The sequence below is a fragment of the Streptomyces ziwulingensis genome, assembly GCF_039542605.1.
GTDB lineage: Bacteria > Actinomycetota > Actinomycetes > Streptomycetales > Streptomycetaceae > Streptomyces > Streptomyces ziwulingensis.
The window spans coordinates 40,636-66,235 of the sequence record NZ_BAABIG010000034.1 but is presented as its reverse complement, the minus strand read 5'-3'; the positions used below and the strand labels follow the sequence as shown (position 1 = coordinate 66,235).

Annotated in this window: 24 protein-coding genes, 1 tRNA gene and 1 pseudogene; 13 read left to right on the top strand and 13 right to left on the bottom strand. The window is 70.9% G+C overall.

Translation table 11 applies throughout. The features are described 5' to 3' along the window. The first annotated feature begins 74 nt into the window (after positions 1–74). Together ABEB00_RS18890 and ABEB00_RS18885 are read left to right on the top strand one after the other, a co-directional pair. On the top strand, positions 75–614 hold the full coding sequence (locus ABEB00_RS18890; RefSeq protein ID WP_345620991.1) for a DUF501 domain-containing protein: 540 nt from the start codon (positions 75–77) through the stop codon (positions 612–614). Continuing rightward, a complete protein-coding gene (locus tag ABEB00_RS18885; protein WP_345620989.1) occupies positions 611–1,588 on the top strand; it encodes a Ppx/GppA phosphatase family protein in 978 nt (325 codons plus the stop codon). Before ABEB00_RS18890 ends, ABEB00_RS18885 begins: the two co-directional genes overlap by 4 nt. A gap of 65 nt (positions 1,589–1,653) precedes the next feature. On the opposite strand, the gene ABEB00_RS18880 is transcribed toward ABEB00_RS18885, so the two are convergent. Together ABEB00_RS18880 and ABEB00_RS18875 are read right to left on the bottom strand one after the other, a co-directional pair. Then, positions 1,654–2,199: an NUDIX hydrolase gene (locus tag ABEB00_RS18880; protein ID WP_345620988.1), complete on the bottom strand. Its 546-nt coding sequence runs from the start codon at positions 2,197–2,199 to the stop codon at positions 1,654–1,656. Between the two features lie 15 nt (positions 2,200–2,214). Further along, positions 2,215–3,246: an adenosylhomocysteinase gene (locus ABEB00_RS18875; RefSeq protein ID WP_345620987.1), complete on the bottom strand. Its 1,032-nt coding sequence runs from the start codon at positions 3,244–3,246 to the stop codon at positions 2,215–2,217. Between the two features lie 364 nt (positions 3,247–3,610). Here ABEB00_RS18875 and ABEB00_RS18870 point away from each other — a divergent pair, with 364 nt between their 5' ends. Then, a complete protein-coding gene (locus ABEB00_RS18870; protein ID WP_345620986.1) occupies positions 3,611–4,147 on the top strand; it encodes a DUF6879 family protein in 537 nt (178 codons plus the stop codon). 25 nt (positions 4,148–4,172) lie between these two features. After that, entirely contained in the window at positions 4,173–5,024 is an 852-nt protein-coding gene (locus ABEB00_RS18865; protein ID WP_345620984.1) for a helix-turn-helix domain-containing protein, read from the top strand. Positions 5,025–5,156: 132 nt separating this feature from the next. Here ABEB00_RS18865 and ABEB00_RS18860 read toward each other — a convergent pair whose 3' ends face one another. Further along, positions 5,157–5,489, bottom strand: a complete 333-nt coding sequence (locus tag ABEB00_RS18860) for a hypothetical protein (RefSeq protein ID WP_345620983.1) — start codon at positions 5,487–5,489, stop codon at positions 5,157–5,159. On the opposite strand from ABEB00_RS18860, the gene ABEB00_RS18855 reads away from it, so the two are divergent. Together ABEB00_RS18855 and ABEB00_RS18850 are read left to right on the top strand one after the other, a co-directional pair. After that, positions 5,470–6,297 carry a DUF5753 domain-containing protein gene (locus tag ABEB00_RS18855; RefSeq protein ID WP_425586523.1) on the top strand — a complete coding sequence of 276 codons (828 nt, stop codon included), beginning with the start codon at positions 5,470–5,472 and terminating at the stop codon, positions 6,295–6,297. The two genes, ABEB00_RS18860 and ABEB00_RS18855, sit on opposite strands and share 20 nt — an antisense overlap. Further along, entirely contained in the window at positions 6,284–6,499 is a 216-nt protein-coding gene (locus ABEB00_RS18850; RefSeq protein ID WP_345620980.1) for a DUF397 domain-containing protein, read from the top strand. The genes ABEB00_RS18855 and ABEB00_RS18850 overlap by 14 nt, the downstream gene beginning before the upstream one ends. Positions 6,500–6,698: 199 nt before the next feature. Here the strand turns inward: ABEB00_RS18850 and ABEB00_RS18845 are convergent, their stop codons facing one another. Beyond that, on the bottom strand, positions 6,699–7,883 hold the full coding sequence (locus ABEB00_RS18845) for a PP2C family protein-serine/threonine phosphatase (RefSeq protein ID WP_345620979.1): 1,185 nt from the start codon (positions 7,881–7,883) through the stop codon (positions 6,699–6,701). A gap of 551 nt (positions 7,884–8,434) precedes the next feature. Between ABEB00_RS18845 and ABEB00_RS18840 the strand changes: the two genes are divergently transcribed. Beyond that, entirely contained in the window at positions 8,435–9,838 is a 1,404-nt protein-coding gene (locus ABEB00_RS18840; protein ID WP_345620978.1) for an NAD(P)/FAD-dependent oxidoreductase, read from the top strand. Positions 9,839–10,115: 277 nt separating this feature from the next. Further along, the gene (locus ABEB00_RS18835) at positions 10,116–11,417 is read left to right on the top strand and encodes a class I SAM-dependent methyltransferase (protein ID WP_345620977.1); all 1,302 of its coding nucleotides are present in this window, start codon (positions 10,116–10,118) and stop codon (positions 11,415–11,417) included. Between the two features lie 94 nt (positions 11,418–11,511). Here the strand turns inward: ABEB00_RS18835 and ABEB00_RS18830 are convergent, their stop codons facing one another. Both ABEB00_RS18830 and ABEB00_RS18825 read right to left on the bottom strand, forming a co-directional pair. Next, positions 11,512–14,085, bottom strand: a complete 2,574-nt coding sequence (locus ABEB00_RS18830; RefSeq protein ID WP_345620975.1) for an ABC transporter permease — start codon at positions 14,083–14,085, stop codon at positions 11,512–11,514. A 145-nt stretch (positions 14,086–14,230) separates the two neighbouring features. Next, entirely contained in the window at positions 14,231–15,004 is a 774-nt protein-coding gene (locus tag ABEB00_RS18825; protein ID WP_345620973.1) for an ABC transporter ATP-binding protein, read from the bottom strand. A 456-nt stretch (positions 15,005–15,460) separates the two neighbouring features. Between ABEB00_RS18825 and ABEB00_RS18820 the strand changes: the two genes are divergently transcribed. Then, positions 15,461–15,544, top strand: a tRNA-Leu gene (locus ABEB00_RS18820). Positions 15,545–15,639: 95 nt separating this feature from the next. Here the strand turns inward: ABEB00_RS18820 and ABEB00_RS18815 are convergent. Both ABEB00_RS18815 and ABEB00_RS18810 read right to left on the bottom strand, forming a co-directional pair. Then, positions 15,640–16,196: pseudogene (locus tag ABEB00_RS18815) on the bottom strand (GNAT family N-acetyltransferase). Then, on the bottom strand, positions 16,193–16,690 hold the full coding sequence (locus tag ABEB00_RS18810; protein ID WP_345620972.1) for an NsdA family TPR-like regulatory protein: 498 nt from the start codon (positions 16,688–16,690) through the stop codon (positions 16,193–16,195). The pseudogene ABEB00_RS18815 and the gene ABEB00_RS18810 overlap by 4 nt, the downstream one beginning before the upstream one ends. 275 nt (positions 16,691–16,965) lie before the next feature. Here ABEB00_RS18810 and ABEB00_RS18805 point away from each other — a divergent pair, with 275 nt between their 5' ends. Next, entirely contained in the window at positions 16,966–18,189 is a 1,224-nt protein-coding gene (locus ABEB00_RS18805) for an AlbA family DNA-binding domain-containing protein (RefSeq protein ID WP_345620970.1), read from the top strand. 112 nt (positions 18,190–18,301) lie between these two features. On the opposite strand, the gene ABEB00_RS18800 is transcribed toward ABEB00_RS18805, so the two are convergent. Then, positions 18,302–18,595: a DUF6355 family natural product biosynthesis protein gene (locus ABEB00_RS18800; RefSeq protein ID WP_345620969.1), complete on the bottom strand. Its 294-nt coding sequence runs from the start codon at positions 18,593–18,595 to the stop codon at positions 18,302–18,304. Positions 18,596–18,870: 275 nt separating this feature from the next. On the opposite strand from ABEB00_RS18800, the gene ABEB00_RS18795 reads away from it, so the two are divergent. Both ABEB00_RS18795 and ABEB00_RS18790 read left to right on the top strand, forming a co-directional pair. Further along, positions 18,871–20,046 carry a 4-hydroxybenzoate 3-monooxygenase gene (locus tag ABEB00_RS18795; RefSeq protein WP_345620968.1) on the top strand — a complete coding sequence of 392 codons (1,176 nt, stop codon included), beginning with the start codon at positions 18,871–18,873 and terminating at the stop codon, positions 20,044–20,046. A gap of 164 nt (positions 20,047–20,210) precedes the next feature. Continuing rightward, positions 20,211–21,119 (top strand): Bax inhibitor-1/YccA family protein, encoded by a 909-nt coding sequence (locus ABEB00_RS18790; RefSeq protein WP_345620967.1) that lies wholly within the window; start codon positions 20,211–20,213, stop codon positions 21,117–21,119. Positions 21,120–21,262: 143 nt separating this feature from the next. On the opposite strand, the gene ABEB00_RS18785 is transcribed toward ABEB00_RS18790, so the two are convergent. After that, positions 21,263–21,493 (bottom strand): DUF4287 domain-containing protein, encoded by a 231-nt coding sequence (locus tag ABEB00_RS18785; RefSeq protein WP_345620966.1) that lies wholly within the window; start codon positions 21,491–21,493, stop codon positions 21,263–21,265. A 103-nt stretch (positions 21,494–21,596) separates the two neighbouring features. Here ABEB00_RS18785 and ABEB00_RS18780 point away from each other — a divergent pair, with 103 nt between their 5' ends. Continuing rightward, entirely contained in the window at positions 21,597–21,908 is a 312-nt protein-coding gene (locus tag ABEB00_RS18780) for a hypothetical protein (protein ID WP_345620964.1), read from the top strand. A gap of 82 nt (positions 21,909–21,990) precedes the next feature. Here the strand turns inward: ABEB00_RS18780 and ABEB00_RS18775 are convergent, their stop codons facing one another. The 3 genes from ABEB00_RS18775 to ABEB00_RS18765 all read right to left on the bottom strand — a co-directional run bounded on the left by ABEB00_RS18775 (position 21,991) and on the right by ABEB00_RS18765 (position 25,532). Next, entirely contained in the window at positions 21,991–22,773 is a 783-nt protein-coding gene (locus ABEB00_RS18775) for a hypothetical protein (protein WP_345620963.1), read from the bottom strand. Positions 22,774–23,093: 320 nt separating this feature from the next. Continuing rightward, positions 23,094–24,311: an acetyl-CoA C-acetyltransferase gene (locus ABEB00_RS18770; protein WP_345620962.1), complete on the bottom strand. Its 1,218-nt coding sequence runs from the start codon at positions 24,309–24,311 to the stop codon at positions 23,094–23,096. Positions 24,312–24,506: 195 nt separating this feature from the next. Continuing rightward, on the bottom strand, positions 24,507–25,532 hold the full coding sequence (locus ABEB00_RS18765; protein WP_345620960.1) for an SGNH/GDSL hydrolase family protein: 1,026 nt from the start codon (positions 25,530–25,532) through the stop codon (positions 24,507–24,509). Positions 25,533–25,600 lie beyond the last annotated feature (68 nt).

The window sequence follows — 25,600 nt, the reverse complement described above, 5'->3', positions numbered from 1 at the left end:
GCCAGTGAAACAGCTACGCCACCCGTGAACCGACGACGCCCGTGAACCGACAGAGAGACCTCCAGAAGACAGTCATGGATACGCCCCCGCCGCCCACCCCGCGCACCGAACCCACCGACGCGGACGTCGAGGCGTTCAAGCAGCAGCTCGGGCGCCCGCCCCGCGGACTGCGCGCCATCGCGCACCGGTGCCCGTGCGGACAGCCGGACGTCGTGGAGACCGCCCCGCGGCTGCCCGACGGCACGCCCTTCCCCACGCTGTACTACCTGACGTGCCCGAAGGCCAGCTCGGCGATCGGCACCCTGGAGGCCAACGGGGTGATGAAGGAGATGACCGAGCGGCTCGCCACCGACCCCGAGCTGGCCGCCGCCTACCGCGCCGCGCACGAGGACTACCTCCGGCGCCGCGACGAGATCGAGGAGCTGACGGGCTTCCCGAGCGCGGGCGGCATGCCCGACCGGGTCAAGTGCCTGCATGTGCTCGTCGCCCACTCGCTGGCCGCCGGGCCGGGCGTGAACCCGCTGGGTGACGAGGCGCTGGAGATGCTGCCCGAGTGGTGGGCCAAGGGGACCTGCGTGACGCGGGCCCCGTCGAGCGAGGGAGACGCCCAGTGACCCGTGTCGCCGCCATCGACTGCGGTACGAACTCCATCCGTCTGCTGGTCGCCGACGCCGACCCCGGCACCGGCGAGCTGACCGACCTGGACCGGCGGATGACGATCGTGCGGCTCGGACAGGGCGTCGACCGCACCGGACGGCTCGCCCCCGAGGCGCTGGAGCGGACCTTCGCCGCCTGCCGCGAGTACGCCCAGGTCGTCAAGGACCACGGCGTCGAACGGCTGCGCTTCGTGGCCACCTCCGCCTCCCGGGACGCGGAGAACCGCGACGACTTCGTCCGCGGCGTCCTGGACATCCTCGGCGTCGAACCGGAGGTGATCACCGGTGACCAGGAGGCGGAGTTCTCCTTCACCGGCGCCACCAAGGAACTGACCGGCCGCGCCGACCTGGACCGGCCCTTCCTGGTCGTGGACATCGGCGGCGGCTCGACCGAGTTCGTCGTCGGCGACGACCGGGTGCGCGCCGCCCGCTCCGTGGACATCGGCTGCGTCCGGATGACCGAGCGGCACCTGGTGGCGGACGGGGTGGTCGTCGACCCGCCCACCGAGGAGCGGATCGCGGCGATGCGGGCGGACATCGAGGCGGCCCTCGACCTCGCGCAGGAGAGCGTGCCGCTCGGCGAGGCCCGCACCCTGGTGGGACTCGCCGGATCGGTGACGACCGTGTCGGCGATCGCGCAGGAACTGCCGGTGTACGACTCGGTCGCCATCCACCACTCCCGGGTCTCCCGCGAGCGGGTCCGCGAGATCACCGACCGCCTCCTGCGCTCCACCCACGCCGAACGCGCGGCGATCCCCGCCATGCACCCCGGCCGGGTCGACGTGATCGCGGCCGGCGCCCTGGTCCTGCTCTCCCTCATGGAACGCACCGGCGCCGAGGAGGTCGTCGTCAGCGAACACGACATCCTCGACGGGATCGCCTTCAAGGTGGCGGAGGACATCGAGCACGAGCAGCGGAAGATCGACGGCTGACCCGGGGTGACGCGGGCAGCTCTCGGGCCGCTCCGGAACTCATCCACCGGGGCGGCCCTCGGGCGCTACCGCGCGGCGTTCAGCAGACGGGAGCGCAGGGGCTCGGCCGTCAGAGTGTCGGCCAACTGCCACGAGTGGGCCGTGACCTCTTCTTCTTGCAGCTCGACCAGGTCGGCCGTGGTCCGGAACAGGTACCGGAAGTCGAAGTGCAAGTGTTCCGGCTCGCCCTTGGCGGGGTTCGCCGGAATCGCATGCACGTCGATGTGCAGCGGCAGGTGACCGCCGGGCTCGACACGGTCGGGACTGATCCCGGTTTCTTCCGCCAGTTCACGCTGGGCCGCGGCTACGAGGGTCGTGTCGCTGTCCTCGATGTGGCCGCCGGGCAGCAGCCACTTGCGCAGCGCACGATGTTCGATGGTGAGTACGCGGCCGTCGGGGCGGAGCAGGGCGGCGCCGGCCGTGGTGTGGCCGCGGAACTCCTTTCGTGACGTGATGTTGTCGCCAGCCTGGTCGAGCGTTGCGACGAGCGCGGTCAGAGCGTCTTTCTCGCCGGGGTGCCCGGCGAGGTAGGCGTCGACCGTCTCGCGTACATGCTGTGCCGAGATCTGCATGGCCGCTCCGTTCCTTTATCGATTGAAGTAGCTGAGCCACGTTGCCGCGATGGTTGCCCGATCGTCGGCGCCTACCTCGTGCATACCGGCCCCGAGGCCGCCGCGGGACAGCAACCGGATCGCGGCGAGGATTTCGGACTGCACGAGAAAGATGAAGGGCCCGACGTGGGCGCCGTGCAGGAAGTTGACGGCGTTCCCTCCGTTGAGCAGGTAGAAGTAGTGGCCGGTCGTCGAGTAGCGCGTGACGTGCTCACCCTGGGGCGCCCGCTGGTAGACGCGAGGGAGCGCGGCGAGGTCGAGTTCGTCCTCGGACGAGGTCACGGTCGCGACGTACGCGCCGTTCCGCAGCGTGGCGAAATCCTCGCCCCGCAGGGACACCGCGCCAGTGGCACAGAGCACGAGGCCGGCGCCACGCAGAGCGGTGTCCCGGTCGCGCGCCACGGTGAAGCCCTGCGAGAGGGCCTGTGCCTGCCGCACGGGGTCGACGTCGTACACGGTGACTTGTACGCCTTTGCCGTGCAACAGGCGGGCGATGGACGAGCCGAGCTTGCCGAACCCGATCACCAGTGCGGGGCGGCCGTGCGGGATGTCGCCTCGGCCGCGCATGAGCGCTTCGGCGGAGAACACGACCGACTGCCCCACGAGGAAATCTTCGGGGTCCTTGAGCGGGGACCGGGCGACGGAGACGACGGGGCAAGGCAACTTGTCGCGCTCGGCGTAGCGACGATGCCCGTTCTCGGTGTCCTCGACGACGCCGAGAATCCGCCCGGTGAAGCGGTCGCACAGGGCGTCGATGGTGGGGGCGAAGTAGCCGCCCACGTCGAGCAGTACGACGGCCTCGCCAGGGGCCCGCGATTCGATGTACTCGACCGCGGTGTCCGGGTCCTCGAAGAGCTCGCGCGACAGAGTGTCGCAGGGTGTCAGCTTTTCGACCGCGCGGAGGGTGGCCGAGTCGATGGACTTCGGCTTGGGCAGGACGGCCCGTAGGGCACTGCTTGTGCCTACGGCCTGTACGAACGACGGACGCTCGGGCAGAGACTCCAGCAATGTGCACCAGTGTGCACCAGTGTGCACCGAATCACTCTACGGTGCTGGAGTCTGAACATGGGCCTTGACTCGCTCACTTGGGTGCGGAGGCTTGATGCACATCAGGGCACAGGCCAACAGCCGGAGGCAGCCATGGTTTTACAGTTCATCGGCATTGACCCGGACACAGCACAGAGCGGATCGCCCACGGCCTGGGTCGATCTCGACAACTCCGACATCGTGCTGCAGAGCTACACCGCAGACGATCGGACGCGAACCGAGTGCGGAGAGAACACCGCACCCGGCCACGACAGGGGAATCCCCGCCCATGAGACGGTGATCCGGGTCCCTGTGCACCTTGTGCCGCTATTGAGGGAGGCTTGCGATGCCGCAGAACGACGAGCTGCGCTTCAACGACCTGCTCGAAGCCGCGCGGCACTCAGCGGTGCATCTGGAGATGCGCGACGTGTACGGCGTCGGTGACGAGTCCGCGGATTTTGAGCACTGGAAGGCGACGGGCGAACGTGACGTGGACCCTGGTTCCGCCTACTGGGCGCCCTGGGTCGACCTGATCGCGCGGGCAAGGGCGCGCGGAGTCGAGGTGCGACGCGCCCGCATCGTGTCCGAACCCGTCACTGACTACATCCGCTACGAGCACGAGGCGACCGGCGTCAACGTGCATGCGGGCGAAGAGGTCCGATGGCTACCGCGCCGCCTGGCCTGCGACCTCATGGTGCCCGGTTGCGACCTGTGGATCTTCGACGGTGCTCGCGTCTTGTTCAACCACTTCACCGGTCTCGGAGAGTGGGCCGACCCGCCCCTCGAACTGCGGACCGAGCCGCACCTCGTGAAACAGTGCGTAGACGCGTTCGAAGCAGTATGGGTCCGCGCGGCCCCGCACGATCAGTACGAGATCCTCTGACAGGAAGTACCGGACAGGCCGGCTCATGCCCATATCTCCGTCCTCCTCGGCCCAAGCCGCCCGCGAGGGCGTCGCGGGCCGACTGCGAGACCTTCGTAAGGACGCCGGTCTGACGGTCGTCGAGCTGGCCGCCGGTTGCGGCTGGCACCATGCCAAGACGTCCCGTATCGAGAACGCCAGAACGCCGCCCTCACCTACCGACATCCGACGGTGGTGCGCTGTCTGCGGGGTGCCGGAGTGCGCTGAGGACCTGGTCGCGGCCTCACTCAATGCGGAGACGCTGTACACCGAGTGGAGCCGGCGGGTTCGTCTTGGCCTGCGGCACCTGCAGAGCAGCTACATACAGTTGTTCCGGGCCACGCGGCTCTTCCGGGTCTACTCACCGACGCTGGTCCCCGGCCTGCTCCAGACCGAGGGCTACGCGCGCGCTCTGCTCAGCAGCAACGCACGGTTGCTCGACGTACCGGACGACGCCGATCAGGCAGCGGCCGCACGGCTCGAACGATCTCAAATCATTCACGAGCAGGGGCGCCGATTCGTCCTCTTGATGGAAGAGGGTTCCCTCTATTACCAGTTGGGTGACCAGGACGCGATGGCCGCACAATTGGGTTACCTCCTGACGGCCGGCGCGCTTCCCTCGGTGTCGCTCGGCGTCATCCCCAGGGCGAATCCCGAACGGGCCCTGTGGGCACCGGAGGTGTTCCACATCTACGATGACGCCCTCGTGTCGGTCGAGTTGCTGTCGGCGCAGGTGAACGTCACGCAGCCGTCGGAGATCGCCCTGTACCTCAAGGCGTTCGAGCAGTTGCGCGGCATGGCGGTGTACGGCGCGGACGCTCGCACGCTGATTGTGCGGGCGATCGACGCGTTGCGCTGACGTACTCACAGCCTGCTGAGAGCACGGCGCGCGACTCGGGCGAGGTACGCCTCGACGGCGTTCGGCCCGGCGCCGGGCGGTATGGGGTCGAGGCCGATCGTCAAGCAGACCGGCCCACCCGCTTCGACGTGCCTACGCCACCCCGGGCCGGGGGACCGGGAACCGCATGAAGAAGTGGGGATGCCCGTAGTCGAGGGCGACGTAGGGCCCGCGAATGATCAGGCGGGCGCCAATGATCGGCACACGCTCGGCGGCCGGCCGTAACCGCATCGCGTTCACCATGCCCATCAGGCCGGCCTCGGCCGATGCGCACGTCAGGTCAGGGCGCCGCGGTGGTGCGTGGCCGATCAGAACGTATGCCATCGGGTTGGTGAGTCCGCCGGTATGCATCCACGTCGACACGGTGCGCCCAGCGGCGAACCCGGGGCCGGGCACGGCCCGGATCATGGGCTGGCCATGGGTCATCGCTCCCACTCCACCCATACGGCTTTGCCGAACGGCCTGTCGTCCGTGCCCCACCGGGCCACCAGTTCGTCGACGATGCGGAGGCCGCGTCCGCGCGCTCGCTCGCCCGACTCCGCCTTTTGGCGTGGGCTTCTGCGCCGCGTGTCGTGCACTTCGTACGGCGCTGCTCGCACTCACCCGCGAGGGAGCGAGGCGCGGGTGGTGGCAGTCGTACCGGGGCGTACTGTCGCCGGCGTACGAGGATCTGATCAGCTTGGAGGCTGAGGCGACGTCGGTCCGCACGTGGCAGATGGGCGTGATCCCGGGTCTGCTCCAGACCGGCGAGTATGCCCGTGAGCTCATGACCTCGATCGGCATGTCGGAAGCGGTGGAGGAAAAGGTCGACGCGCTGGTCGAGGTGCGCCTCGCGCGACAGGTCGTGCTCACCCGTGAGTCTCCGTTGACCCTGTGGGCGATCATCGCTGAGGGCGCCTTGCGTACGCGGTGCGTCGGCGAGGACGTCATGCGCGACCAACTCGGACGCCTGCTCAACCGTGGACGCCGGCCGAACGTGACGATTCAGGTGTTGCCGTCGGACTCCCCGCCCCACGTCGGGCAGATGGGTTCGTACTCGGTCCTCGGGTTCGAGAACTACGCCGACCTCGACGTGGTGCATGTGGAGAGCTTGACCTCTGCTCTGTATGTCGAGGACGGCGAGCAGGTCGGCATGTACCGGGACGCGTTCGAGCGACTTCGCGCGGCGGCGCTGTCGGTCGAGCAGTCCGCAGAACGCATCGAACAGATATGGGATGAACATGGCCCACGTTGAGGACTCGTCGACCCTGCCCGTCACATGGTGGAAGTCGTCAGCCAGCGGTACGCAGTCCGACTGCGTCGAGTGCGGCATCGTTGACGGAGAGACGGTCGCGGTGCGGGACAGCAAGAGCATGTCCGGGCCCGCGCTCCTGCTCTCGCGCGCGAGTCTGGTCAGTCTGGTGACCGGCATCCGGACGGGTGAGTTCGAGGCGTAGGCCGGCTGTCAGAACGCGAAGCCCCCCCCGCCACGGCCAGGCGCGGCTGTGGCGGGGGCGCTGTGTCAACGGCGGGAGCGCCTCAGTCATTGAGCGGGGCTTTTGACGCAGACCAGCGGATCTCCCCGAACCAGCCCAGGCGCGTCGAGCAGAGCGGTGCAGGATCCGCGTCGCAGTGATCGGTCGACCCGATCGCCGGTCACTCCGGCCCGAGGTCCGGGACCGTGTCGGCGGGCGGGGCAGGGTTTGCCTCCGACACCGTGACCGCGATCAGCGCCAGGTCGTCCCCCAGCAGACCCCCCGCGTGCCGGTGCACCAGTGTGGCCTGGGTCTCCACCACGGTCGGCGGGCCCTGGCGCCAGCAGGACCGCAGGCCGTCGAGCGGGGAGTAGAAGACGCCGTCGGCGTCGCGGGCCTCCAGCAGTCCGTCGGTGCACAGGAGCAGTAGGTCGCCGGGGGCGAAGGGGCGGCTCTCGGGGCTCCAGGGGCCCGGGTCCAGCTCGCCCAGTCCGAGCGGCAGCCCGGGGTCCGCCGGCTCCCACTGCTCCACCCCCTCCTCGGTGGCGAGGAAGGCGGGACAGTGGCCGCGGCTCAGCAGGCGGACCTCGCCGCCGGCCGGGGGGAGTTCCACCACGGCGGCGGTGATGAACTGCTCGCCCGGCGACGCGCCCCCGGCCCGCACGGCGGCCAGGTCCCGGGTGTGGCGGGCCACCGCCTCGTCCAGGTGGTGGGCGAGCAGCGGCAGCGTCGAGGTGTGGTGCGCCGCCTCCCGGAAGCTGCCCACCAGCGCCGCGACGGCCGGGATCGCGTCCAGCCCCTTGCCGCGTACGTCGCCGATGAGCACCCGCATTCCGTACGGGGTCTCCTCGGCCGCGTACAGGTCGCCGCCCACGGCCGCCGCGTGGGAGGCCGCCTCGTACCGTACGGCGATCCAGGTGCGGCCGAACCAGGCCCGTACCGGCGGCAGCACGGCCCGCTGGGCGTACTCCGCGGCCCGCCGGGTGTCCCGCAGCCGCCGGTCCAGGAAGAGCCGGAGCTGGCAGAGCGGGACGGTGGCCAGGACCAGCGCGAGCAGGGCGAAGTAGTCGATGACGGCGGGTCCGCCCTGGGCGGGCAGGTGCCGCAGGAGCAGGAAGACCAGGCCGGCGCTGCTGTTGACGGCCGTGAGCAGCAGCACCCCCGCGAGCGGGTACACGCAGGCCGCCGTCATCGAGCTGAGGATCAGCAGCGCGTTGCCGCTCACCCCCGGCGGGGTGAGGAAGTCCGTGACGAAGGCCAGCGCGGTCAGCGCCGGGGGCGTCCAGGACGCCCAGCCCGGCAGTGCGAGCGGCTCCCGCTCCGGGACGTGGGACAGCAGCCCCGTCGTGCGGCGGTGCGGACTCATGCCACCCCTCTCTGGGTGCGGGCTGCGTGCGGGCCGGTTCGTGCGCGGGTCCGCCGGGACAAAGGTAATGAAAGGGGTGGCCGGGGAGGCGGTGACGGCTCCGTGCCGAGCGGTCGACGGCCACCGCGCGGCTCGACCAATGAGCAGGTCGGGGAACGTATGAGCGGCCCGGAGGGGGTCGCGGGGCGCCGTCGGGGGATCTTCGGACGGCCCGCGCGGAAAACTTCGTGAAGTTCTTCACAAGAGATTGGGCCGCCGCGGACGACAAACGGCGCCGCGTTGACCCTTTTGAGGTCTCAACTGCCCTTTGAACACGTTCAGGAGGGGGCCGTGCGGAGCGCTTCCGGCGACCGTGGACGAGGGCGGTCCGACGCCGCGGAGCGGTCGGATGGGCAGCTCACGCGGCATTGACAACGGCGTGCACCGCACCGTGGTTCCCGCTCCGCACCATGACCTCGGTCACGCGAGCGGAGGAGTGTAACACGACCCTTACAGGAGCTTGTGAAGGGGCGCACGAACGACCCCCCTGGGGCGGGTGGATACTCGATCCCATGAGCACCACGGAGCGTCCCAGGATCCTCGTAGTAGGCGGTGGGTACGTAGGCCTGTACGCGGCTCGACGCATTCAGAAGAAGATGCGTTACGGAGAGGCGACCGTCACGGTCGTCGACCCCCGGTCGTACATGACCTACCAGCCCTTCCTCCCCGAAACCGCCGCCGGCAACATCTCCCCGCGGCACGTCGTCGTCCCCCTGCGACGCGTGCTCCCCAAGGCGGAGGTCCTCACCGGCCGGGTCACCACCATCGACCAGGACCGCAAGGTCGCCACGATCGCCCCCCTCACGGGCGAGGCGTACGAGCTGCCCTTCGACTACCTGGTGATCGCGATGGGCGCGGTCTCCCGCACCTTCCCGATCCCCGGCCTCGCCGAGCAGGGCATCGGCATGAAGGGTGTGGAGGAGGCCATCGGCCTGCGCAACCACGTCCTGGAGCAGCTCGACAAGGCCGACTCCACCACGGACGAGGAGATCCGCCGCAAGGCGCTCACCTTCGTCTTCATCGGCGGCGGGTTCGCCGGTGCGGAGACCGTCGGTGAGGTCGAGGACATGGCCCGGGACGCGGCCAAGTACTACACGAACGTCTCCCGCGAGGACATGCGGTTCATCCTCGTCGACGCCGCCGACAAGATCCTCCCCGAGGTGGGTCCGAAGCTCGGCACGTACGGCAAGGAGCACCTTGAGGGCCGCGGCGTCGAGATCTACCTCTCGACCTCCATGGACTCCTGCGTCGACGGCCACGTCGTGCTGAAGAACGGCCTGGAGGTCGACTCCAGCACCATCGTGTGGACCGCGGGCGTCAAGCCCAACCCGGCGCTGACCCGCTTCGGCCTGCCGCTCGGCCCGCGCGGCCACGTCGACACCGCCGCCACCCTCCAGGTGCAGGGCACCGACTACATCTGGGCCGCGGGCGACAACGCCCAGGTCCCGGACCTGGTCGGCCGCAAGGCCGGCAACCCGAACGCCTGGTGCCCGCCCAACGCCCAGCACGCGCTGCGCCAGGCCAAGGTCCTCGGCGACAACGTCGTCTCCGGCATGCGGGGCTTCCCGCAGAAGGAGTACAGCCACGCCAACAAGGGCGCGGTCGCGGGCCTCGGTCTGCACAAGGGCGTCGCGATGATCGTCATGGGCAAGATGAAGATCAAGCTCAAGGGCCGTCTCGCCTGGTACATGCACCGCGCCTACCACGGCATGGCGATGCCGACGTGGAACCGGAAGGTCCGCGTCTTCGCCGACTGGACGCTCGGCATGTTCCTCAAGCGCGAGGTCGTCTCGCTCGGCGCCGTCGAGACGCCGCGCGAGGAGTTCTACGAGGCCGCCAAGCCGGCCCCGGTCGCCGCCGCGCCGAAGGCCGAGGAGAAGACCGAGAAGGCCGAGGAGAAGGCCAAGGCATCCTGACGGTCATGTCATCCTGACGGTCACGTCATCCTGTCGGCTACGTCATCCTGGTGGCCACGCCGTCCTGACGGCCACCCGTCCTGACCTCAGCAGCCCTCGAAGGGGCCGCCCGCCATCCGTGGTGCGGGCGGCCCCTTCGCCGTGCGCGGACGGTGGCGATCAACTGCGTGCCGTGTACAACTATTTTGCCCAGTCGTAACCCCAATGCGGGACTGCGCGATGTGCCTCCTGGTGTTTACGTGTTCAGGGAACATCCGGTCTTACGGAGGTGTGCGCCATGGCAGACGCCGCACTGCGGCTGAAGAGCCTCGTCGAACAGGTGCTGGGGGTTCCGCTCCCGGTCCGCATCCGCGCTTGGGACGGCTCCGAGGCCGGCCCGCCGGGGGCGCCCACGCTCGTCGTACGCGACCGCCGCGCTCTGCGCCGCTTGCTCTTCAAACCGGGCGAGCTCGGCCTGGCCCGCGCCTGGGTGGCCGGTGAACTGGACATCGAGGGCGACCTCTACGCCGCCCTGGACCAGATCTCCGGGCTGGTCTGGGAACGCGGCGAGGACGCCCGTAGCCTCGCCCAGGCGCTGCGCGATCCCGAGGTGCGCGCCGCCGTCCGCGGCCTGGTCAAGCTGGCCGGACCGCCGCTGCCGCCCGCCCGGCCGGCCGAGGAGATCCGCCGCAGCCGCGGCCACCTGCACACCCGCCGCACCGACAAGCGCGCCATCAGCCACCACTACGACGTCGGCAACGACTTCTACGAGCTGGTCCTCGGCCCCTCCATGGTCTACTCCTGCGCCTACTGGCCGGCCCCCGAGGCCGAGGGCGCCACCCTGGAGACCGCCCAGCACGACAAGCTGGAGCTGGTCAGCCGCAAGCTCGCCCTGCGACCGGGCCAGCGCCTGCTCGACGTCGGCTGCGGCTGGGGTTCCATGGCCGTCCACGCCGCCCGCGACCACGGTGTCAGCGTCGTCGGCATCACCCTCTCCCAGGAGCAGGCCGCCTACGCCCGTAAGCGCGTCGCCGACGAGGGGCTCACCGACCGGGTCGAGATCCGCGTCCAGGACTACCGCGACGTCACCGACGGGCCCTTCGACGCGATCTCCTCCATCGGCATGGCCGAGCACGTCGGCGCCGAGAAGTACCTGGAGTACGCCGGCGACCTGTACGCCCTGCTCAAGCCCGGCGGACGGCTGCTCAACCACCAGATCGCCCGCCGCCCGCATCGCGACGAGTCGGCGTACCACGTGGACGCGTTCATCGACGCCTACGTCTTCCCCGACGGCGAACTGGCCCCCGTCGGCACCACCGTCGCCCAGTTGGAGCGCGCCGGGTTCGAGGTGCGCGACGTCGAGGCGATCCGCGAGCACTACGCGCACACCCTGCGCCGCTGGGTCGTCAACCTGGAGGCCGGCTGGGACCGGGCGACGCGGCTCGTCAGCCCCGGGCGCGCCCGCGTCTGGCGGCTGTACATGGCCGCCTCCGCGCTCGCGTTCGAACACAACCGCATCGGCGTCAACCAGGTCCTCGCCGTGAAGACCCCCGAGTCCGGCGGTTCGGGCCTGCCGCTGCGCACCCGCACCTGGAACTGACCCCGCTGCACCGCACGCCTCGGGGCCCCGCCCCCCTCGCAGGGAGCGGGGCCCCGAGTGCCTCGCGCGGCCGCCCGCCGCCCGCCGCCCGCCGCTACTCCGTCTTGATCGCCTGGAGCATGTTGAGGCTCGCCGCGCGGCGGGCCGGCCACAGTGCGGCGAGTACCCCGACCGCCGCGGCCAGCAGCAGGAAGACCGCCATCCGGCCCCACGGCAGGACCAGCTCGTACGTCGGCATCGCCGTCCCGATCAGCTCACCGGCCGCCCAGCCGAAGAACACGCCCAGACCGATGCCGAGCACGCCGCCGAACAGCGCGATCACCAGCGACTCCAGACGAACCATCCGCTTGACGCCCCGGCGTTCCAGGCCGATCGCCCGCAGCATGCCGATCTCCTGGGAGCGCTCGAAGACCGACATGGCCAGCGTGTTGACGACACCGAGCACCGCCACGATCACCGCCATCGCCAGCAGGCCGTAGAGCATGTTCAGCATCAGCGTGAACATCTGGGCGATCTGATGGGAGAGGTCCTGCTTGTCCTGGACCGCGATCGCCGGGTTGCTGCCGAGGGCCTTCTCCAGCTTGTCCTGGACCGTGTCGGAGGCGCCGCCGGACGTCTTGACCAGCACCCGCGTGTCGGCCGGGTCGCTCTGGTGCGGGGCGAGGGCCGCGGTGTCGAGCATGATCCCGCTCAGCAGGTCGTTGCCCTCGTAGACCCCGGCGACCGTCAGCCGCTGCTTCTTCCCGTCCTCGTAGGCGACGGTGAAGGACGTACCCGGCCGCCAGCCGTGCGCGTCGGCGGTGGCGTCGTCCACGACGACGTCCGTGCCGCCCACCCGGAACGAGCCGGAGTCGAGCTTCAGGTCGGTCAGCCCCCCGATGGTGGCGCCGTTCACCCCGGACAGGTACTCGGTCTCGCCCTCGATCCGGGAGAGGGCGTCGCGCAGCGGGCTGAGGGCGGTGACGCCGTCGACCCGTTCCAGTTTCCGGGCGACGTCCGGGGAGAGCGAGTTGCCGTTGGCCATGGAGACCACGTAGTCGGCCTTGATCGAGGCCGAGGCCATCTTGTCGATGGACCGCTGCGCGCTGCCCGCCAGCACCGTCAGGCCGGTGATCAGCGTCAGGCCGATCATCAGCGCCGAGGCGGTGGCGGCGGTGCGGCGCGGGTTGCGCACCGAGTTCTGCCGGGCGAGCCGGCCGGCGACCCCGAAGAGGCGCAGGACCGGGGCCGCGGCGGCGATCAGCGGGCGGGAGAGCAGCGGGGTCAGGACGAACACGCCGACGATCAGCAGCACCGCGCCCAGGACCATCGGGGCCTGCCCGTCGGAGCGGTTCATCGTCGTCGCCACGACGACCACCGCGGCACCGGCCGCCGACAGGAGCGCGCCGAGGGTGTTGCGCAGTACCAGCGACCTGGTCGTCGCCTTGGCGTGCAGGCTGCTCATGGCCGCCACCGGCGGGATCTTCGCCGCCCGGCGGGCCGGCAGCCAGGCCGCCAGCATGGTGATCAGGACACCGACCGCGAGGGCCGCGGCCACCGTGCCCGGTGTGACGACCAGTGGCCCGTCCGGCACCGGCGCGTCCAGGGCGCCCATCAGGACGCGCAGCCCGGCGCCGATGCCGATGCCCGCGAGGAGGCCGGTGACGGCGGCGACCAGGCCGACCGTGAACGCCTCGATCAGCATCGACCGGGTGACCTGCCGGCGGGAGGCGCCGACCGCACGCAGCAGCGCCAGTTCCTTGGTGCGCTGGGCGACCAGCATGGTGAAGGTGTTGGCGATGATGAACGTGCCGACGAAGAGCGCGATGCCGGCGAAGACCAGCAGCCCCTGCCGCATGCCGCTCATCTGGGCGGAGATCAGCTCCGCCTGGTCGTCGGCCAGCTCCTGCCCGGTGGTGGTCTCGACCAGGTTCTTCGGAAGGGCCTCGACCAGTTCGGCCCGCAGGGCGGCCTGGGTGACACCGTCCTTCGCCCGCACGTCGATCTCGTCGTACGTACCGGTGTCGCCGCGCTTACCGCTCCTGCCGGTCTCACCGCTCTTGCCGCCCGCGCCGAACAGCTTCCGCGCGGTCGCGGTGTCGAACAGGGCGAGGCTGCCGCCGGCCGCGACGCTGCCGTCGTCGGTGCGGAACACGCCGCTGATCCGGGGGGTGAGGACCGGCCCGTCGACCGACAGCCGTACGGTGTCGCCGACGCCGTAGCCGGTGCGCTCGGCGGTCCGGGAGTCGATGAGTATCTCGCCCTCGCCCTTCGGGGCGCGGCCGTCGGTCAGCGGGTAGCGGGGGTCGGCGGTGCCCCAGTAATTGCCGCCCTGCGAGCCGAAGCCCTCGCCGACGAGCTTGCCGTCCTTGCCGGCCAGCGCGGTGAAGCCCCGCACGACGCCGATCGCGGAGGCGGCGCCGGGCACCTGCGCGCTCTTCTCCAGCAGGGCGTCGGTCAGCTCGGCCTCCTCGCCGACCTTGTCGCCCCGCGCCTCCCGGTACTTCGGCTGCACGGCGACGTCGACCTGGTCGAAGCCCTTGGCGGAACTGCGCTGGTAGGCACCGGAGATGGTGTTGGTGAAGACCAGGGTGCCGGAGACGAACGCCACGCCGAGCAGCACGGCGAGCACGGTCATCAACAGCCTGGCCTTGTGCGCGAAGACGTTGCGCAAGGCGGTACGGAACATGGGGGTTCTCAGTCCAGACGTACGGCGGAGGGGGAGCGGGGGCGGGGGCGGGGAAGAGGCCCGGCGGGGTGACGCCGGCCAAGGGGGCCAGATCCGGGGTCGGGTCCGGGTCCGGGGCTGGGTCCGGAGCCCGGGGACCAGTGCGTCAGCTCGTACGGACCTTGGTGTCGAACCGCTTCATGCGGTCCAGGACGCTGTCCGCCGTCGGCCCGTACAGCTCGTCGACGATCCGCCCGTCGGCGAGGAAGACCACCCGGTCCGCGTAGGCCGCCGCCACCGGGTCGTGGGTCACCATCACCACCGTCTGCCCCAGCTCCCGCACGGAGTTGCGCAGGAAGCCCAGTACCTCGGCGCCCGAGCGCGAGTCGAGGTTGCCGGTCGGCTCGTCGCCGAAGACGATGTCCGGCCGGGAGGCCAACGCGCGGGCGACCGCGACGCGTTGCTGCTGGCCGCCGGAGAGCTGCGAGGGCCGGTGGCCGAGCCGGTCGGACAGCCCCACCATCCCGATCACGGTCTGGAGCCACTCCTTGTCCGGCTTGCGGCCCGCGATGTCCATCGGCAGCGTGATGTTCTCCAGGGCCGTCAGGGTCGGCAGCAGGTTGAACGCCTGGAAGATGAAGCCGATCTTGTCCCGGCGCAACCGGGTGAGCTGCTTGTCCTTGAGGGAGCCCAGCTCGGTGTCACCGATGCGGACGGACCCGGAGGAGAAGGTGTCCAGCCCGGCCACACAGTGCATCAGCGTGGACTTGCCGGAGCCGGAGGGGCCCATGATCGCGGTGAACTGGGCGCGCGGGAAGTCGACGGAGACCCGGTCCAGGGCGACCACCTGTGTCTCGCCCTGACCGTAGATCTTCGACAGCTCCGTGGCCCGCGCGGCCACGGTGGCGGTGGACCGGTCGGCGAGGGGTGCGGTGGTCATGGGAGAGGCGCTCCTGTCGGACGAGGGGGGTGCTACGAGAGGGGTCTACGAGGGGGGCTACGAGGGGGGTGCTGTCTTGCCCGGTCCATCGTTCCGGCCGCGGGGCGCGGTGTAGTCAGCCGTTGCTCCGGTTGTGAGGGGCGACTCGGGTCGGACGGGGCGGTCCCGTGTCATACCTGGGGATGAGGGCGGACCCTGCCTCCGACGCGGTGGTCCGGGGGCGGGGCCGGGGTGCGTAGAGAACCGGTGGAGCGACCTCGTTCGTACGGTGAAATTCCGTCATTCCGTATACGCGGTGGACACTCGCCCGCAAGGCTGTTGGCAGGTGCGGACCACGACCGCAGGTTGCTGATGCTCACTCAGACATCAATAAAATAAGACAACATCGCACCGCCCGCCGCTGTTCGGGGGACGCCTCCCGATAGGGTCGGGGCCTGGACGCGGCGCCCTTGGCCTGCCCGGATGGTGGAATGCAGACACGGCGAGCTTAAACCTCGCTGCCCCTTCGCGGGCGTGCCGGTTCGAGTCCGGCTCCGGGCACCTTCTCGTTCACCGACGCCGACCCGCGGAAGCGGTTGGGCGGCGTCGTACCCGCAGTACCGGGGACGGTCTCTGACAGTGAGGTCGGGCAGGGTCTAGGCCAGCGGCGGGCGGACCATACAGTCGTACAGGGGAGCTTCCTCCCCGGGCCGCGACGTCCCGACCCGGCCGTACCCCCAAGCCAGGTACGCGGCGGTGCGGGCTCGGCCTCGGGCTCGGGCCGGACGGTCAGGGTGACCCGCTCGGTGCGGACGCCGTCGAGAAGGAGGTCGTGGAGCGCACAGGCGATGCCACGTCGGCGCCACGGCTCGCGGACAGCCAACTCGATGATCACGAAGGTGCGTCGGCCGTCCTCGCGGGCGACGTCTTCGGGGATCTTCATGTCCTGGAGGTTGTCCCACCATCGGGTGTCGGCCGCGAGGAGGTAGCCGTAGGTGAAGCCGACCACTTCGTGCCCGCTGCGTGCCAGGACCAGGCGCATCCCGGGGCGCCGGGCCTGTACGGCGTAGTGCTCGACGAAGTCGGCGACCTCGCGTGGACCCTCGCGGTACGGCGGCTCGACGTAGACCTCCTCGTAGGCCGAGACGAACGAGGCGAGTTCGGTTGCGGCCTCCGGGCCCTCGTAGCGGGGGTAGGTCACCGCGGACGTCATGCGATTCCCCTCTCCTGGACGTACTCGGTCAGCTCGGCGGCGGCGTCCCGAGCGCTGATGGCGTCGGCTCCGCCGAGGAGGTCGACCACCTCGGTCAGCCGACGCAGTACCCGGCCCGACTCGACCTCGTCCAGGTGCTTGAGACTGGCGACGGCCTGTGCGCCGCCCTCGTCGACTTCCCCCGCGTTGACGAGGCTGCGCGCGAGAGTCAGCCGGTACAGGGCCCGGTTGCGGCCGTAGGTCCGATCTAAGTGGTCGAGAGCGGCCCGGAGGAAGACGACCGCCCGCCCGTGATGGCCCGACTCGGTGTGGAGGAGACCCTGCGCGTAGTCGAGTTCCGGGTGACCGTGGAAGGCTGCCCAGTCCGGGGAGGGGCGTCCGCGGCCGTCGCGCTCGACCAGGCGCATCGACTCGGAGAGGCGGCGCGCGCCGGCGTCGTCTCGCATGAGGGACAGCGCGCGCGCCTCGCGGGAGGCGATGAGCGACTGGAGCACCGGCGATCCCGTCGGTGCACGGAGGTGCCTTCCTGTGCGAGGAGTGCTGTGCTCCTCACGGTGGCACCGGGCGGAGGGCTGAGGAACCCGAGCTCGACGGGGTCGATTCCGAACCTCGCGTGAAGGACGCGCCATGTCCGGGCGCGCGGGGTGGGAGGCGGACTTTCCCGCATCCATCGGCGGACGTGGCGGGTGGTCACGGTGATCGGCTCGTCGAGGAGTTGACCTCGTCGACACCGCGGCTCTCGTCGTCACGGAACTGGTCGCCAACACTGTTGGAGCTGGAGGAGAGCTTCACCGTCGACTACAAGCGCACCATCGACGCCACGGTGGACACCGTCGCGGCGATGGCCAATACCTGCGGTGGCCTCGTCCTGATCGGAGTGGACGCCCGGGCGCAGGACAAGAACCTGCCCGGCGTTCTGGTGGGCGTCCGGCCGATGGACAAGGACCGTCTCGTCACCAAGATGGCCACCACGCTCGACCCGCCATGGTGGACACCCGAGGTCATTCCGGTCACGGTCGACGAGTACCTGCTGCTCATAGTGCGAGTCGACCCCGACACCGCACCCCGGCCGCTGCTCCACCAGGGCGCGGTCCGCGTGCGGCTCGACGGACGCAACGCGATCGCCGACCGCCGGCTGGTGCAACTGCTGTTCCAGCAGGCCGCCGCCGGCGCGCCGGTGCACGACTACTCCAGCCAACCGCGGTTCGCGCCGGACAAGGGGGGAATCGAGGGCCGTCAGGCCTTCAGTGACCATCTTCCGGATGTGGTGATCCGTGCCGCCACCGCACTGCCCCTGCGTCCGGGTGCCACTCGGCCCAGACTGCACGGGCCGGCGGTCGACACACTGATCCAGGCTCTCCGCACGTCGGACGGTGAAGGAAGGCGTGGACTCAGCCGAAGGATGGAGTTCCTGGCGGAGCAGGTGACTTCGGACGCCCTGCCCAGCGCCTGGGACATCGACCCCGAGCACGGGCACGCGGGGTTCGTCCGGCTCAGCGCGGGGCACGGGCTCCGTCTGGTCCTGCGGACTCCGTACCCAGCCCTGCGCATGGAGTGCACGGCTTCCGTGGCCGGCGGGGGCACGAGCCTCGAAGTCTTCGTCGATCTGTTCTTCTGGCCCAAGGGGGGACCGATCCCAGGTGGTCTATGGGTCCAGGCGTGCTACGAAGCGGTTCGCGCCCTGGTGCACGATGCCCTGCCCGCCCTCACCGAGGCCCTGTTGGGGACAACGGCCCTGCCCACGCCGCCCATCGAACTGCACGTGTCCCCCTGCCCGGCACACAGGCCCTTGGAAGCGCTCGACCTCGGTCTCCTGGGCCGCAGGACCGGAGACGGCGCGCTTCGCCATGGGTCCGACTTCCTCCGCCAGGATCTTGTGGCGGTCGGTGATCTGCCCGCGGCTGTCACGGAGGCACTGCGCAACATCGCGCTGGACTGGCGCTACTTGCACCCGGTGTTCCCGGCCCTGACCGTGACCTACCTCTTCGGCTAGCGCAGAGCGCAGAGCGTGGAACGGGGGCACAGGCGAAGTCGTACGCCTGTGCCCCGAGGTCCGAGGTCCGGAGTCCGGGGGCCGAGGGCCGGGGTCCGGGGAGGGGCGTCCGTCAGCAGGTGCGGCCCGCGTAGTGGGCGCCCTGGATCTTGCCCGCCGCGCCGAGCCAGGTGGTGCCCGGGGCGACGCAGCGCTCGTAGTCGGACGCCTTGGCGACGCGGACCTTGATGACGACGCGGGAACCGTCCGAGGTGCAGTGACGGTAGTAGGCGTCGGAGCCGGTCTTGTAGAAACCGCACGGGGCGGCGGCGCCCGCGGGGGTGGCGGTGACGGCCACCGTGCCCAGGGAGGTGAACACGAGGGCGGTGGCGGCGAGGGTGCTGGTCACCAGACGTCGGATACGCACAAAGGCTCCTTGATCGGGTCAGGGACGGGGTGACGCCGCGGGCACCGGTGCGCGGACCGGGCCTTCGCTGACGACGTCCCGAGGCTCCCACCACCGCACCGGCCCACCGGCGCGAACGGTGTGCGTTCACCCGGAAGAGACGCACAACCGTTGACAGCGGGCGTACGCCGCCGGAAACTCACGTCAGCGAATCAATCAGTGAAAGAAATTTCACCAGGCGAACGCAGTGACTCAGTCACCCCACCGGCAATGACGCCAATCGAAGGGAACGACCGATGCGCACCACCGTCGGCATCATCGGAGCCGGCCCCGCCGGACTCCTGCTCGCCCGGCTGCTCCATCACGCCGGGATCGACTCGGTCGTCCTGGAGAGCCGCGACCGGGAGTACGTCGAGCACCGGCAGCGCGCCGGAATCCTCGAACAGGGGACGGTGGACGTGCTGCGCGCGGCCGGGGCCGCCGACCGTATGGACCGCGAGGGGCTGCCCCACGACGGCATCGAGCTGCGCTTCGGCCGGCGCCGGCACCGCGTGGACTTCCCGGCCCGCACCGGCGGCCGGTCCGTGATGGTCTACGCCCAGACCGAGGTCTGCAAGGACCTCATAGCCCTCCAGCTCAAGGACGGCGGCCCGCTGCTCTTCGAGGCGGAGGCGCTCGCCGTCGAGGGCGCCGAGACCGACCACCCCCGCGTGCGCTTCCGGCACCAGGGCGCCGAGGACGTCCTGGAGTGCGATTACGTCGTCGGCTGCGACGGTTTCTGGGGTGTGGCCCGGGGTGCCGTCCCGGCCGGCCTGAGCCGCACCTTCGAGCGCGGCTACCCCTTCGGCTGGCTCGGCATCCTCGCCGACGTCGCCCCCTCCCACGACGAGCTGGTCTACGCCCGCCACGAGCGCGGCTTCGCCCTGCTCTCCATGCGCTCCCCGTCCGTCTCCCGCCTCTACCTCCAGGTGCCCGAGGGCACGGACGCCCAGGCGTGGAGCGACGAGGAGATCTGGGATGAACTGGAACGCCGCTTCGAGACCGACGACGACTGGACGCTGGCCCGCGGCCCGATCACCCAGAAGTCCGTCACCCCGATGCGCTCCTACGTCCATGAGCCCATGCGGCACGGCCGGCTCTTCCTCGCCGGTGACGCCGCCCACATCGTGCCGCCCACCGGCGCCAAGGGCCTCAACCTCGCCGTCGGCGACGTCGTCACCTTCGCCCGCGCCCTCACCCACCGGCGGGAGACCGGCTCCGAGGAACTGCTCGACGCCTACTCCGCCACCTGCCTGCGCCGGGTCTGGCAGGCCGAGCGGTTCTCCTACGACATGACGACCCTGCTCCACCGCGCCCCCGACGACACCGCCTTCGACGGCCGCCTCCAGCTCGCCCGCCTGGAGCGGATCGCCGCCTCCCGCGCCGCCGAGACCGACCTCGCCGAGGCGTACACCGGCTTCCCCCTGGAATGACGCGGGGGCCTTTCGGCGGCCTCCGCCGTGAGGGGAATCACTGAGGGGCGTAGCGTGTTGCGCATCACGGGTAGGGAAAGATCCTCCCCAGGCACTAGGGTCAATCTTTTGCCGTTCCATTACTCTTGAGCCAAGGCCACTCAGGGTGGCCATGGAGGAGTGAAATGAGGAGCAGAAACCCGGTCTTCTCGCGACGGGGGTTCAGCCGCGACAACGGCTACGCGGGCTTCAACACCGCGCCGCAGGCCGGGGGACCCGCCGTAGCCACGCAGGGCGGACCGCACGCCCAGCAGACCGGCAACCCGTACGCGCAGAATCCCTACGCGCAGAACCCGTACGCACAGGGCGACCTGCAGCACGGCGCGCCGCCGCAGGCCCCGGCCACCACCGGCCGGATGACGATCGACGACGTGGTCCTGCGGACGGGAAGCACGCTCGGCGTGCTCATCGTCACCGCCGCGCTCTCCTGGGCGCTGCTGCCGGTCGACGACGCCAACATCTCGCGGTCGTACGGCATCGCCATCGGCGCCGCCCTGATCGGCATGGTGCTGGCGCTGGTCCAGTCGTTCAAGCGGACGCCCAAGCCGGCGCTGATCCTGACCTACGCGGCGTTCGAGGGTGTCTTCCTCGGCGTCGTCTCCAGCGTCGTGGACAACCGCATCGCCGACGGCGCGGCCATGCAGGCGGTGATCGGCACGATGGCGACCTTCGCCGCCGTGCTGGTGGCCTACAAGGCCGGCTGGATCCGCGTCAACCGCCGCTTCGTCGGCTTCGTGATGGCGGCCTCGCTCGGCTTCGTGCTGCTGATGATGGTGAACCTGCTGTTCGCGGTCTTCGGCGGCGGTGACGGCCTCGGCCTGCGCAGCGGCGGCCTCGGCATCGTCTTCGGTGTCATCGGCGTCATTCTCGGCGCCTGCTTCCTCGCCCTGGACTTCAAGCAGGTCGAGGACGGTGTCGCCTACGGCGCCCCGCGCGAGGAGGCGTGGTTCGCGGCCTTCGGCCTCACGCTGACGCTGGTCTGGCTGTACCTGGAGTTCCTGCGGCTGATCGCGATCCTCAACAGCAGCGACTAGCGGTGCGGTACTGACACCAGCGGTACTGACACCAGCGGTACTGATACGCGGCGGCTCTGTGCCGAGGCGTAGGAGAAGGGCCCCGGGCGTACGTCGCCCGGGGCCCTTCGCGTTCCCGTGCGGTCGGGCCCTGCGGGGCGCGCTCAGCGCAGTTTGCGCGCGGCCCTGCGCAGGTCGTACTCGTGCACGATCGCCTTGGCGTGGCCGTAGTCGAGGTGGTGTTCGTGCCTCAGCCAGCTCACCTTCTCCTCGAAGCGGAAGAGAGCGGGGCCGTCCTCGACGGTGCGCAGCCAGTCGGAGATCTCACGACCGGTGCAGTGGGGGATGCGGGCGAGCAGATTGCGGTGGGTCTCCTCGGAGAGGACATGGGACATCGGCGCCTCCGGACGCAGGGGATGTAAGCCGGTCCTTCAGGTCACCGTGCCTGAGCGTTCGCCTGTTGGCAATGGTCCCGGAAGGCCGCGTACGCTCACGCCCGTGGTTGATACGACGCCTCTGAACCGTGCCGTGGAGCACTTCGCCGACCGGCTGCGGGCCGCCCCGCAGAGCCGGCTGCAGCGGGGGGCCGCCGCCGAGGCACTGGAACTGGCCAGGGAACTCTCCCGGCGCGCTCAGCTCGCCGAGGCCCCCGGGGCCGAGCCCCGGCTGATGCCCGACGCGGGGATGTTCGCCGCCGCCGACCAGATCACCGTCGCCGGGCACGACCTCGGGCTCGTCCTACGGGACGAGAACGAGGTGGCCGAGGCGGCGCGGCTCGTCCAGGAGGCACAGAAACGCGCCGGGGTGTGAGCCACAGCCACAGTCACGGGTGCAGTCACAGTCACGGGTGCGGTCACGGCTCACGGCTGCGGCTCACGGCTCCGGCTTACGGCTACAGCGACGCGATGACCCGGTCCGCCAGGACGTACACGCTCTCCGCGCCGCAGGCGAAGGTCAGGGCGTAGGCGCCGGAGACACCGGAGCCGCCCAGCAGTACCGGGGTGTCGCCCGCGTGCAGCGCGGCGGCCAGGCGCTCCGCGGTCTCGCGGTGGCCCGGCGTCATGCAGAGCGTGGTCCCGTCGGCGAAGACGTAGACGTCGAGCGTGCCCAGCGGGCCCGGGCGGACGTCCGCCAGTTCGATCCGGCCGTCGGCCAGCTCCTCCAGGGCCGCGACCGTGCGCTCGTGGTCACCCACCACCGGAGAGGGGTGCGGCACGAAGTCCGGGTGCGAGGGGTGGCGGCGGCGGGCCGCGGCCAGCTCCGCGGAGTCCGCGGCCGGCTCGTCGGCCTCCACGTCCGGCTCGGTCACCGGCTCCAGACCCATCAGGTCGGCGGCGCGGGGCAGGAACGGCTCGCTGTCCGACAGCCCGAGCAGCAGCGGGGCGTCGGAGACGTCCCGGGTCTCCTGGGCGGCCCAGAACGCCCGCGCCTCGGCCAGCTCGCGCTCTCTCTCCTCCGCCAGCGCCTCGGCGACCGCGGCCCGTATCTCATCGGTGTCGGCCGCGACCCGGGCGGCGGGCACCCGCCCGCGCGGGCCGGCGGCGCGGCTCTCGGCCAGCTCCGTGTGGAGTGCCGCGACCTGGCGGCGCAGCACCAGCACGCTGCGCAGGACCGCGACGCCCACGGCGCCGGTGGCTGCCGTGGTGAGCAGCAGGGCGATCGATGTGGCGCTCACTGACGTACTCCCGGTTCAAAGTCGACCCCCGACTTCCTACATCAGCTTGAAGGGCGGACTATCCCGCTGTCAGTGCGTAACGTCACGAAACGGACAGGATTTTCGGCTTGCGTGGAGTGGGTGCGGCCGCATTGACCTGCGTAAATCGCCCTGGCGGGGGAGATAGGTCACATCCTGGGCGAGATTGGGTCACAAAACGGCCCAGAACCCCGAGCGTCCGGGGTCCTGGGCTATGGGTCACGCTCGGTCCCGGAGGCGCTACCCAACGTCCCCCGGGCCCGGGTCCGGGTCCGGGTGCCGGGTCCGGGCCGTCGCCGTCGTCAGCTCAGGCGCTCGATGACCATGGCCATGCCCTGGCCGCCGCCGACGCACATCGTCTCCAGGCCGAACTGCTTGTCGTGCCACTGGAGGGAGTTGATGAGCGTGGCGGTGATGCGGGCGCCGGTCATGCCGAAGGGGTGGCCGACCGCGATGGCGCCGCCGTTGACGTTCAGCTTCTCCAGCGGGATGCCCAGCTCGCGGTAGGAGGGGATCACCTGCGCGGCGAACGCCTCGTTGATCTCGGCCAGGTCGATGTCGCCGATGGACAGCCCGGCGCGGGCCAGCGCCTGCTTGCTCGCCTCGACCGGGCCGAGGCCCATGATCTCGGGGGAGAGGCCGGAGACGCCGGTGGAGACGATCCGGGCCAGCGGCGTCAGGCCCAGCTCGCGGGCCTTGGTGTCGCTCATGATCACGAGGGCGGCGGCGCCGTCGTTGAGCGGGCAGCAGTTGGCGGCGGTGACCATGCCGTCGGGGCGGAAGACCGGCTTCAGGCCCGCCACGCCGTCCAGGGTGACGCCGGCCCGGGGGCCGTCGTCCTTGCTCACCACGGTGCCGTCGGGCAGCGTGACCGGCGTGATCTCCCGCTCCCAGAAGCCGTTCTTGATGGCTTCCTCGGCGAGGTTCTGCGAGCGGACGCCGAACTCGTCCATGTCCTGGCGGGTGATGCCCTTGGCGCGCGCGAGGTTCTCGGCGGTCTGGCCCATCGCGATGTACGGGTCGGGCAGCACGCCGTCCTCGCGGGGGTCGTGCCAGGTGGAGCCCTCGGACGCGGCGACGGCGGCGGTGCGCGCCTCGGCCTCGGCGAAGAGCGGGTTGCGGGCGCCCGGCATGTCGGAGGAGCCGTTGGCGAAGCGGGAGACCGTCTCGACACCGGCCGAGATGAAGACGTCGCCCTCGCCGGCCTTGATGGCGTGCAGCGCCATCCGGCTGGTCTGGAGGGAGGAGGAGCAGTACCGGGTGACGGTGCAGCCCGGCAGGTGGTCCATCCCCATCTGTACGGCGACGATCCGCCCGAGGTTGTGGCCCTGCTCGCCGCCGGGCAGGCCGCAGCCGAGCATCAGGTCGTCGATGTCCCTCGGGTCCAGCTCCGGGACCTTGGCGAGGGCGGCCTGGACGATGGTCGCGGCCAGGTCGTCCGGGCGCAGCTCCTTGAGGGAGCCCTTGCCCGCGCGGCCGATGGGGGAGCGGGCGGCTGAGACGATCACGGCTTCGGGCATCACGGCTCCATTGACGTCGACGTACGTACGGATCGGCTGGACTCCCTGGGGAAGTTACCCGCACGTAGGAGAGAGGTCACGGGTGCGGCGGTGTGACCCTGGACGCAATTTACTAAGCGCTTGCTTTCTGCGGTAGGGGGCGGCATCCGCCGGGTCCCCCCGGCCCCCGTCCCCCCGCCCCCCGTCCGCCGGCCCCTACGTCGGCTGCGCCGAGTGCTCCGGCTCCGCCTCCGCCACCCGCCGCCGCCGGCGCCGCTTGAGCAGGGCCCACGGACCCCGGGGAGCCGTCGGCGCCGCCGCCGCGACCTCCGTCCCCGCCTCGGCGACGGCCTCGGCCGCCGCCCGTGCCACCGGCAGGAAACCCTCGCGGCGGGCGGCGTCGGGACGCTCCTCGGCCGCGGGCCACAGGCCCAGCGCCGCGCACACCGTCGGCAGCACCGCCATCGCCGCGGTGGCGTAGCCGTCCGCCGAGGGGTGGTAGTTGTCGGGGCCGAACATCGCCCGCGGGTTCTGCGCGAACTCCGGTCCCAGCAGATCGCCCAGCGACACCGTGCGCCCGCCCTGCTCCACCGCGCCGATCGTCTGCGCCGCCGCCAGTTGCCGCGAGGTGCGCCGGGCCAGCCAGCGCAGCGGCTGCCGTACCGGCTCGATCGAACCCAGGTCCGGGCAGGTGCCCACGACCACCTCCGCACCGGCCGTGCGCAGCCGCCGTACCGCCGCCGCCAGGTGGCGCACCGAGCGGGTGGCCGGCATCCGGTGGGTCACGTCGTTCGCACCGATCATGATCACGCAGACGTCCGGCACCCGCGCCGGGTCCGCCAGGGTCACCGTCACCTGCCGGTCCAGGTCGTCCGACCGGGCCCCCGGCAGCGCGACCGAACGCAGCTCCACCGGACGCTCGGCGACCGCCGCCAGCCCACTGGCCAGCAGCGCCCCCGGCGTCTGCCCGGCCCGCTGCACCCCCTGCCCCGCCGCCGTGGAATCGCCCAGCATCACCAGCCGCAGGGGCGGCTCACCCGCCGTGTGCGGTGTGGAGCCGTACACCCCCGCCGCGTTCGGCACCCGGTGGGGCGTGCCGATGCCCAGCCGGCGTCTGGCGAGCTGCACCTCCGCCATCAGCAGCCCCACCGTCGCCGCACCGGCCAGTCCGATGCCGCCGCCGCCGTATGCCGCGCCGGCCGCGATCCGCCTGGCCACCCTCGCCCTCGACATGCTCGTCATGTGTCGCCGCCACCTCCTTGCGAGCCGTACACCCAGTGCTTGCCCCGTACGGACCGTCGTCCAATCTC

Coding starts and splice junctions, on each gene's coding strand:
- ABEB00_RS18845 (WP_345620979.1), bottom strand. CDS start 7,883: ATGAGTCCGCACCGCCGCACGACGGGGCTGCTGTCCCACGTCCCGGAG.
- ABEB00_RS18825 (WP_345620973.1), bottom strand. CDS start 15,004: ATGACCACCGCACCCCTCGCCGACCGGTCCACCGCCACCGTGGCCGCG.
- ABEB00_RS18765 (WP_345620960.1), bottom strand. CDS start 25,532: ATGACGAGCATGTCGAGGGCGAGGGTGGCCAGGCGGATCGCGGCCGGC.
- ABEB00_RS18840 (WP_345620978.1), top strand. CDS start 8,435: ATGAGCACCACGGAGCGTCCCAGGATCCTCGTAGTAGGCGGTGGGTAC.
- ABEB00_RS18865 (WP_345620984.1), top strand. CDS start 4,173: ATGCCCATATCTCCGTCCTCCTCGGCCCAAGCCGCCCGCGAGGGCGTC.
- ABEB00_RS18880 (WP_345620988.1), bottom strand. CDS start 2,199: ATGCAGATCTCGGCACAGCATGTACGCGAGACGGTCGACGCCTACCTC.
- ABEB00_RS18795 (WP_345620968.1), top strand. CDS start 18,871: ATGCGCACCACCGTCGGCATCATCGGAGCCGGCCCCGCCGGACTCCTG.
- ABEB00_RS18770 (WP_345620962.1), bottom strand. CDS start 24,311: ATGCCCGAAGCCGTGATCGTCTCAGCCGCCCGCTCCCCCATCGGCCGC.
- ABEB00_RS18855 (WP_425586523.1), top strand. CDS start 5,470: ATGGGCTGGCCATGGGTCATCGCTCCCACTCCACCCATACGGCTTTGC.
- ABEB00_RS18850 (WP_345620980.1), top strand. CDS start 6,284: ATGGCCCACGTTGAGGACTCGTCGACCCTGCCCGTCACATGGTGGAAG.
- ABEB00_RS18790 (WP_345620967.1), top strand. CDS start 20,211: ATGAGGAGCAGAAACCCGGTCTTCTCGCGACGGGGGTTCAGCCGCGAC.
- ABEB00_RS18785 (WP_345620966.1), bottom strand. CDS start 21,493: ATGTCCCATGTCCTCTCCGAGGAGACCCACCGCAATCTGCTCGCCCGC.
- ABEB00_RS18860 (WP_345620983.1), bottom strand. CDS start 5,489: ATGACCCATGGCCAGCCCATGATCCGGGCCGTGCCCGGCCCCGGGTTC.
- ABEB00_RS18830 (WP_345620975.1), bottom strand. CDS start 14,085: ATGTTCCGTACCGCCTTGCGCAACGTCTTCGCGCACAAGGCCAGGCTG.
- ABEB00_RS18890 (WP_345620991.1), top strand. CDS start 75: ATGGATACGCCCCCGCCGCCCACCCCGCGCACCGAACCCACCGACGCG.
- ABEB00_RS18835 (WP_345620977.1), top strand. CDS start 10,116: ATGGCAGACGCCGCACTGCGGCTGAAGAGCCTCGTCGAACAGGTGCTG.
- ABEB00_RS18870 (WP_345620986.1), top strand. CDS start 3,611: ATGCCGCAGAACGACGAGCTGCGCTTCAACGACCTGCTCGAAGCCGCG.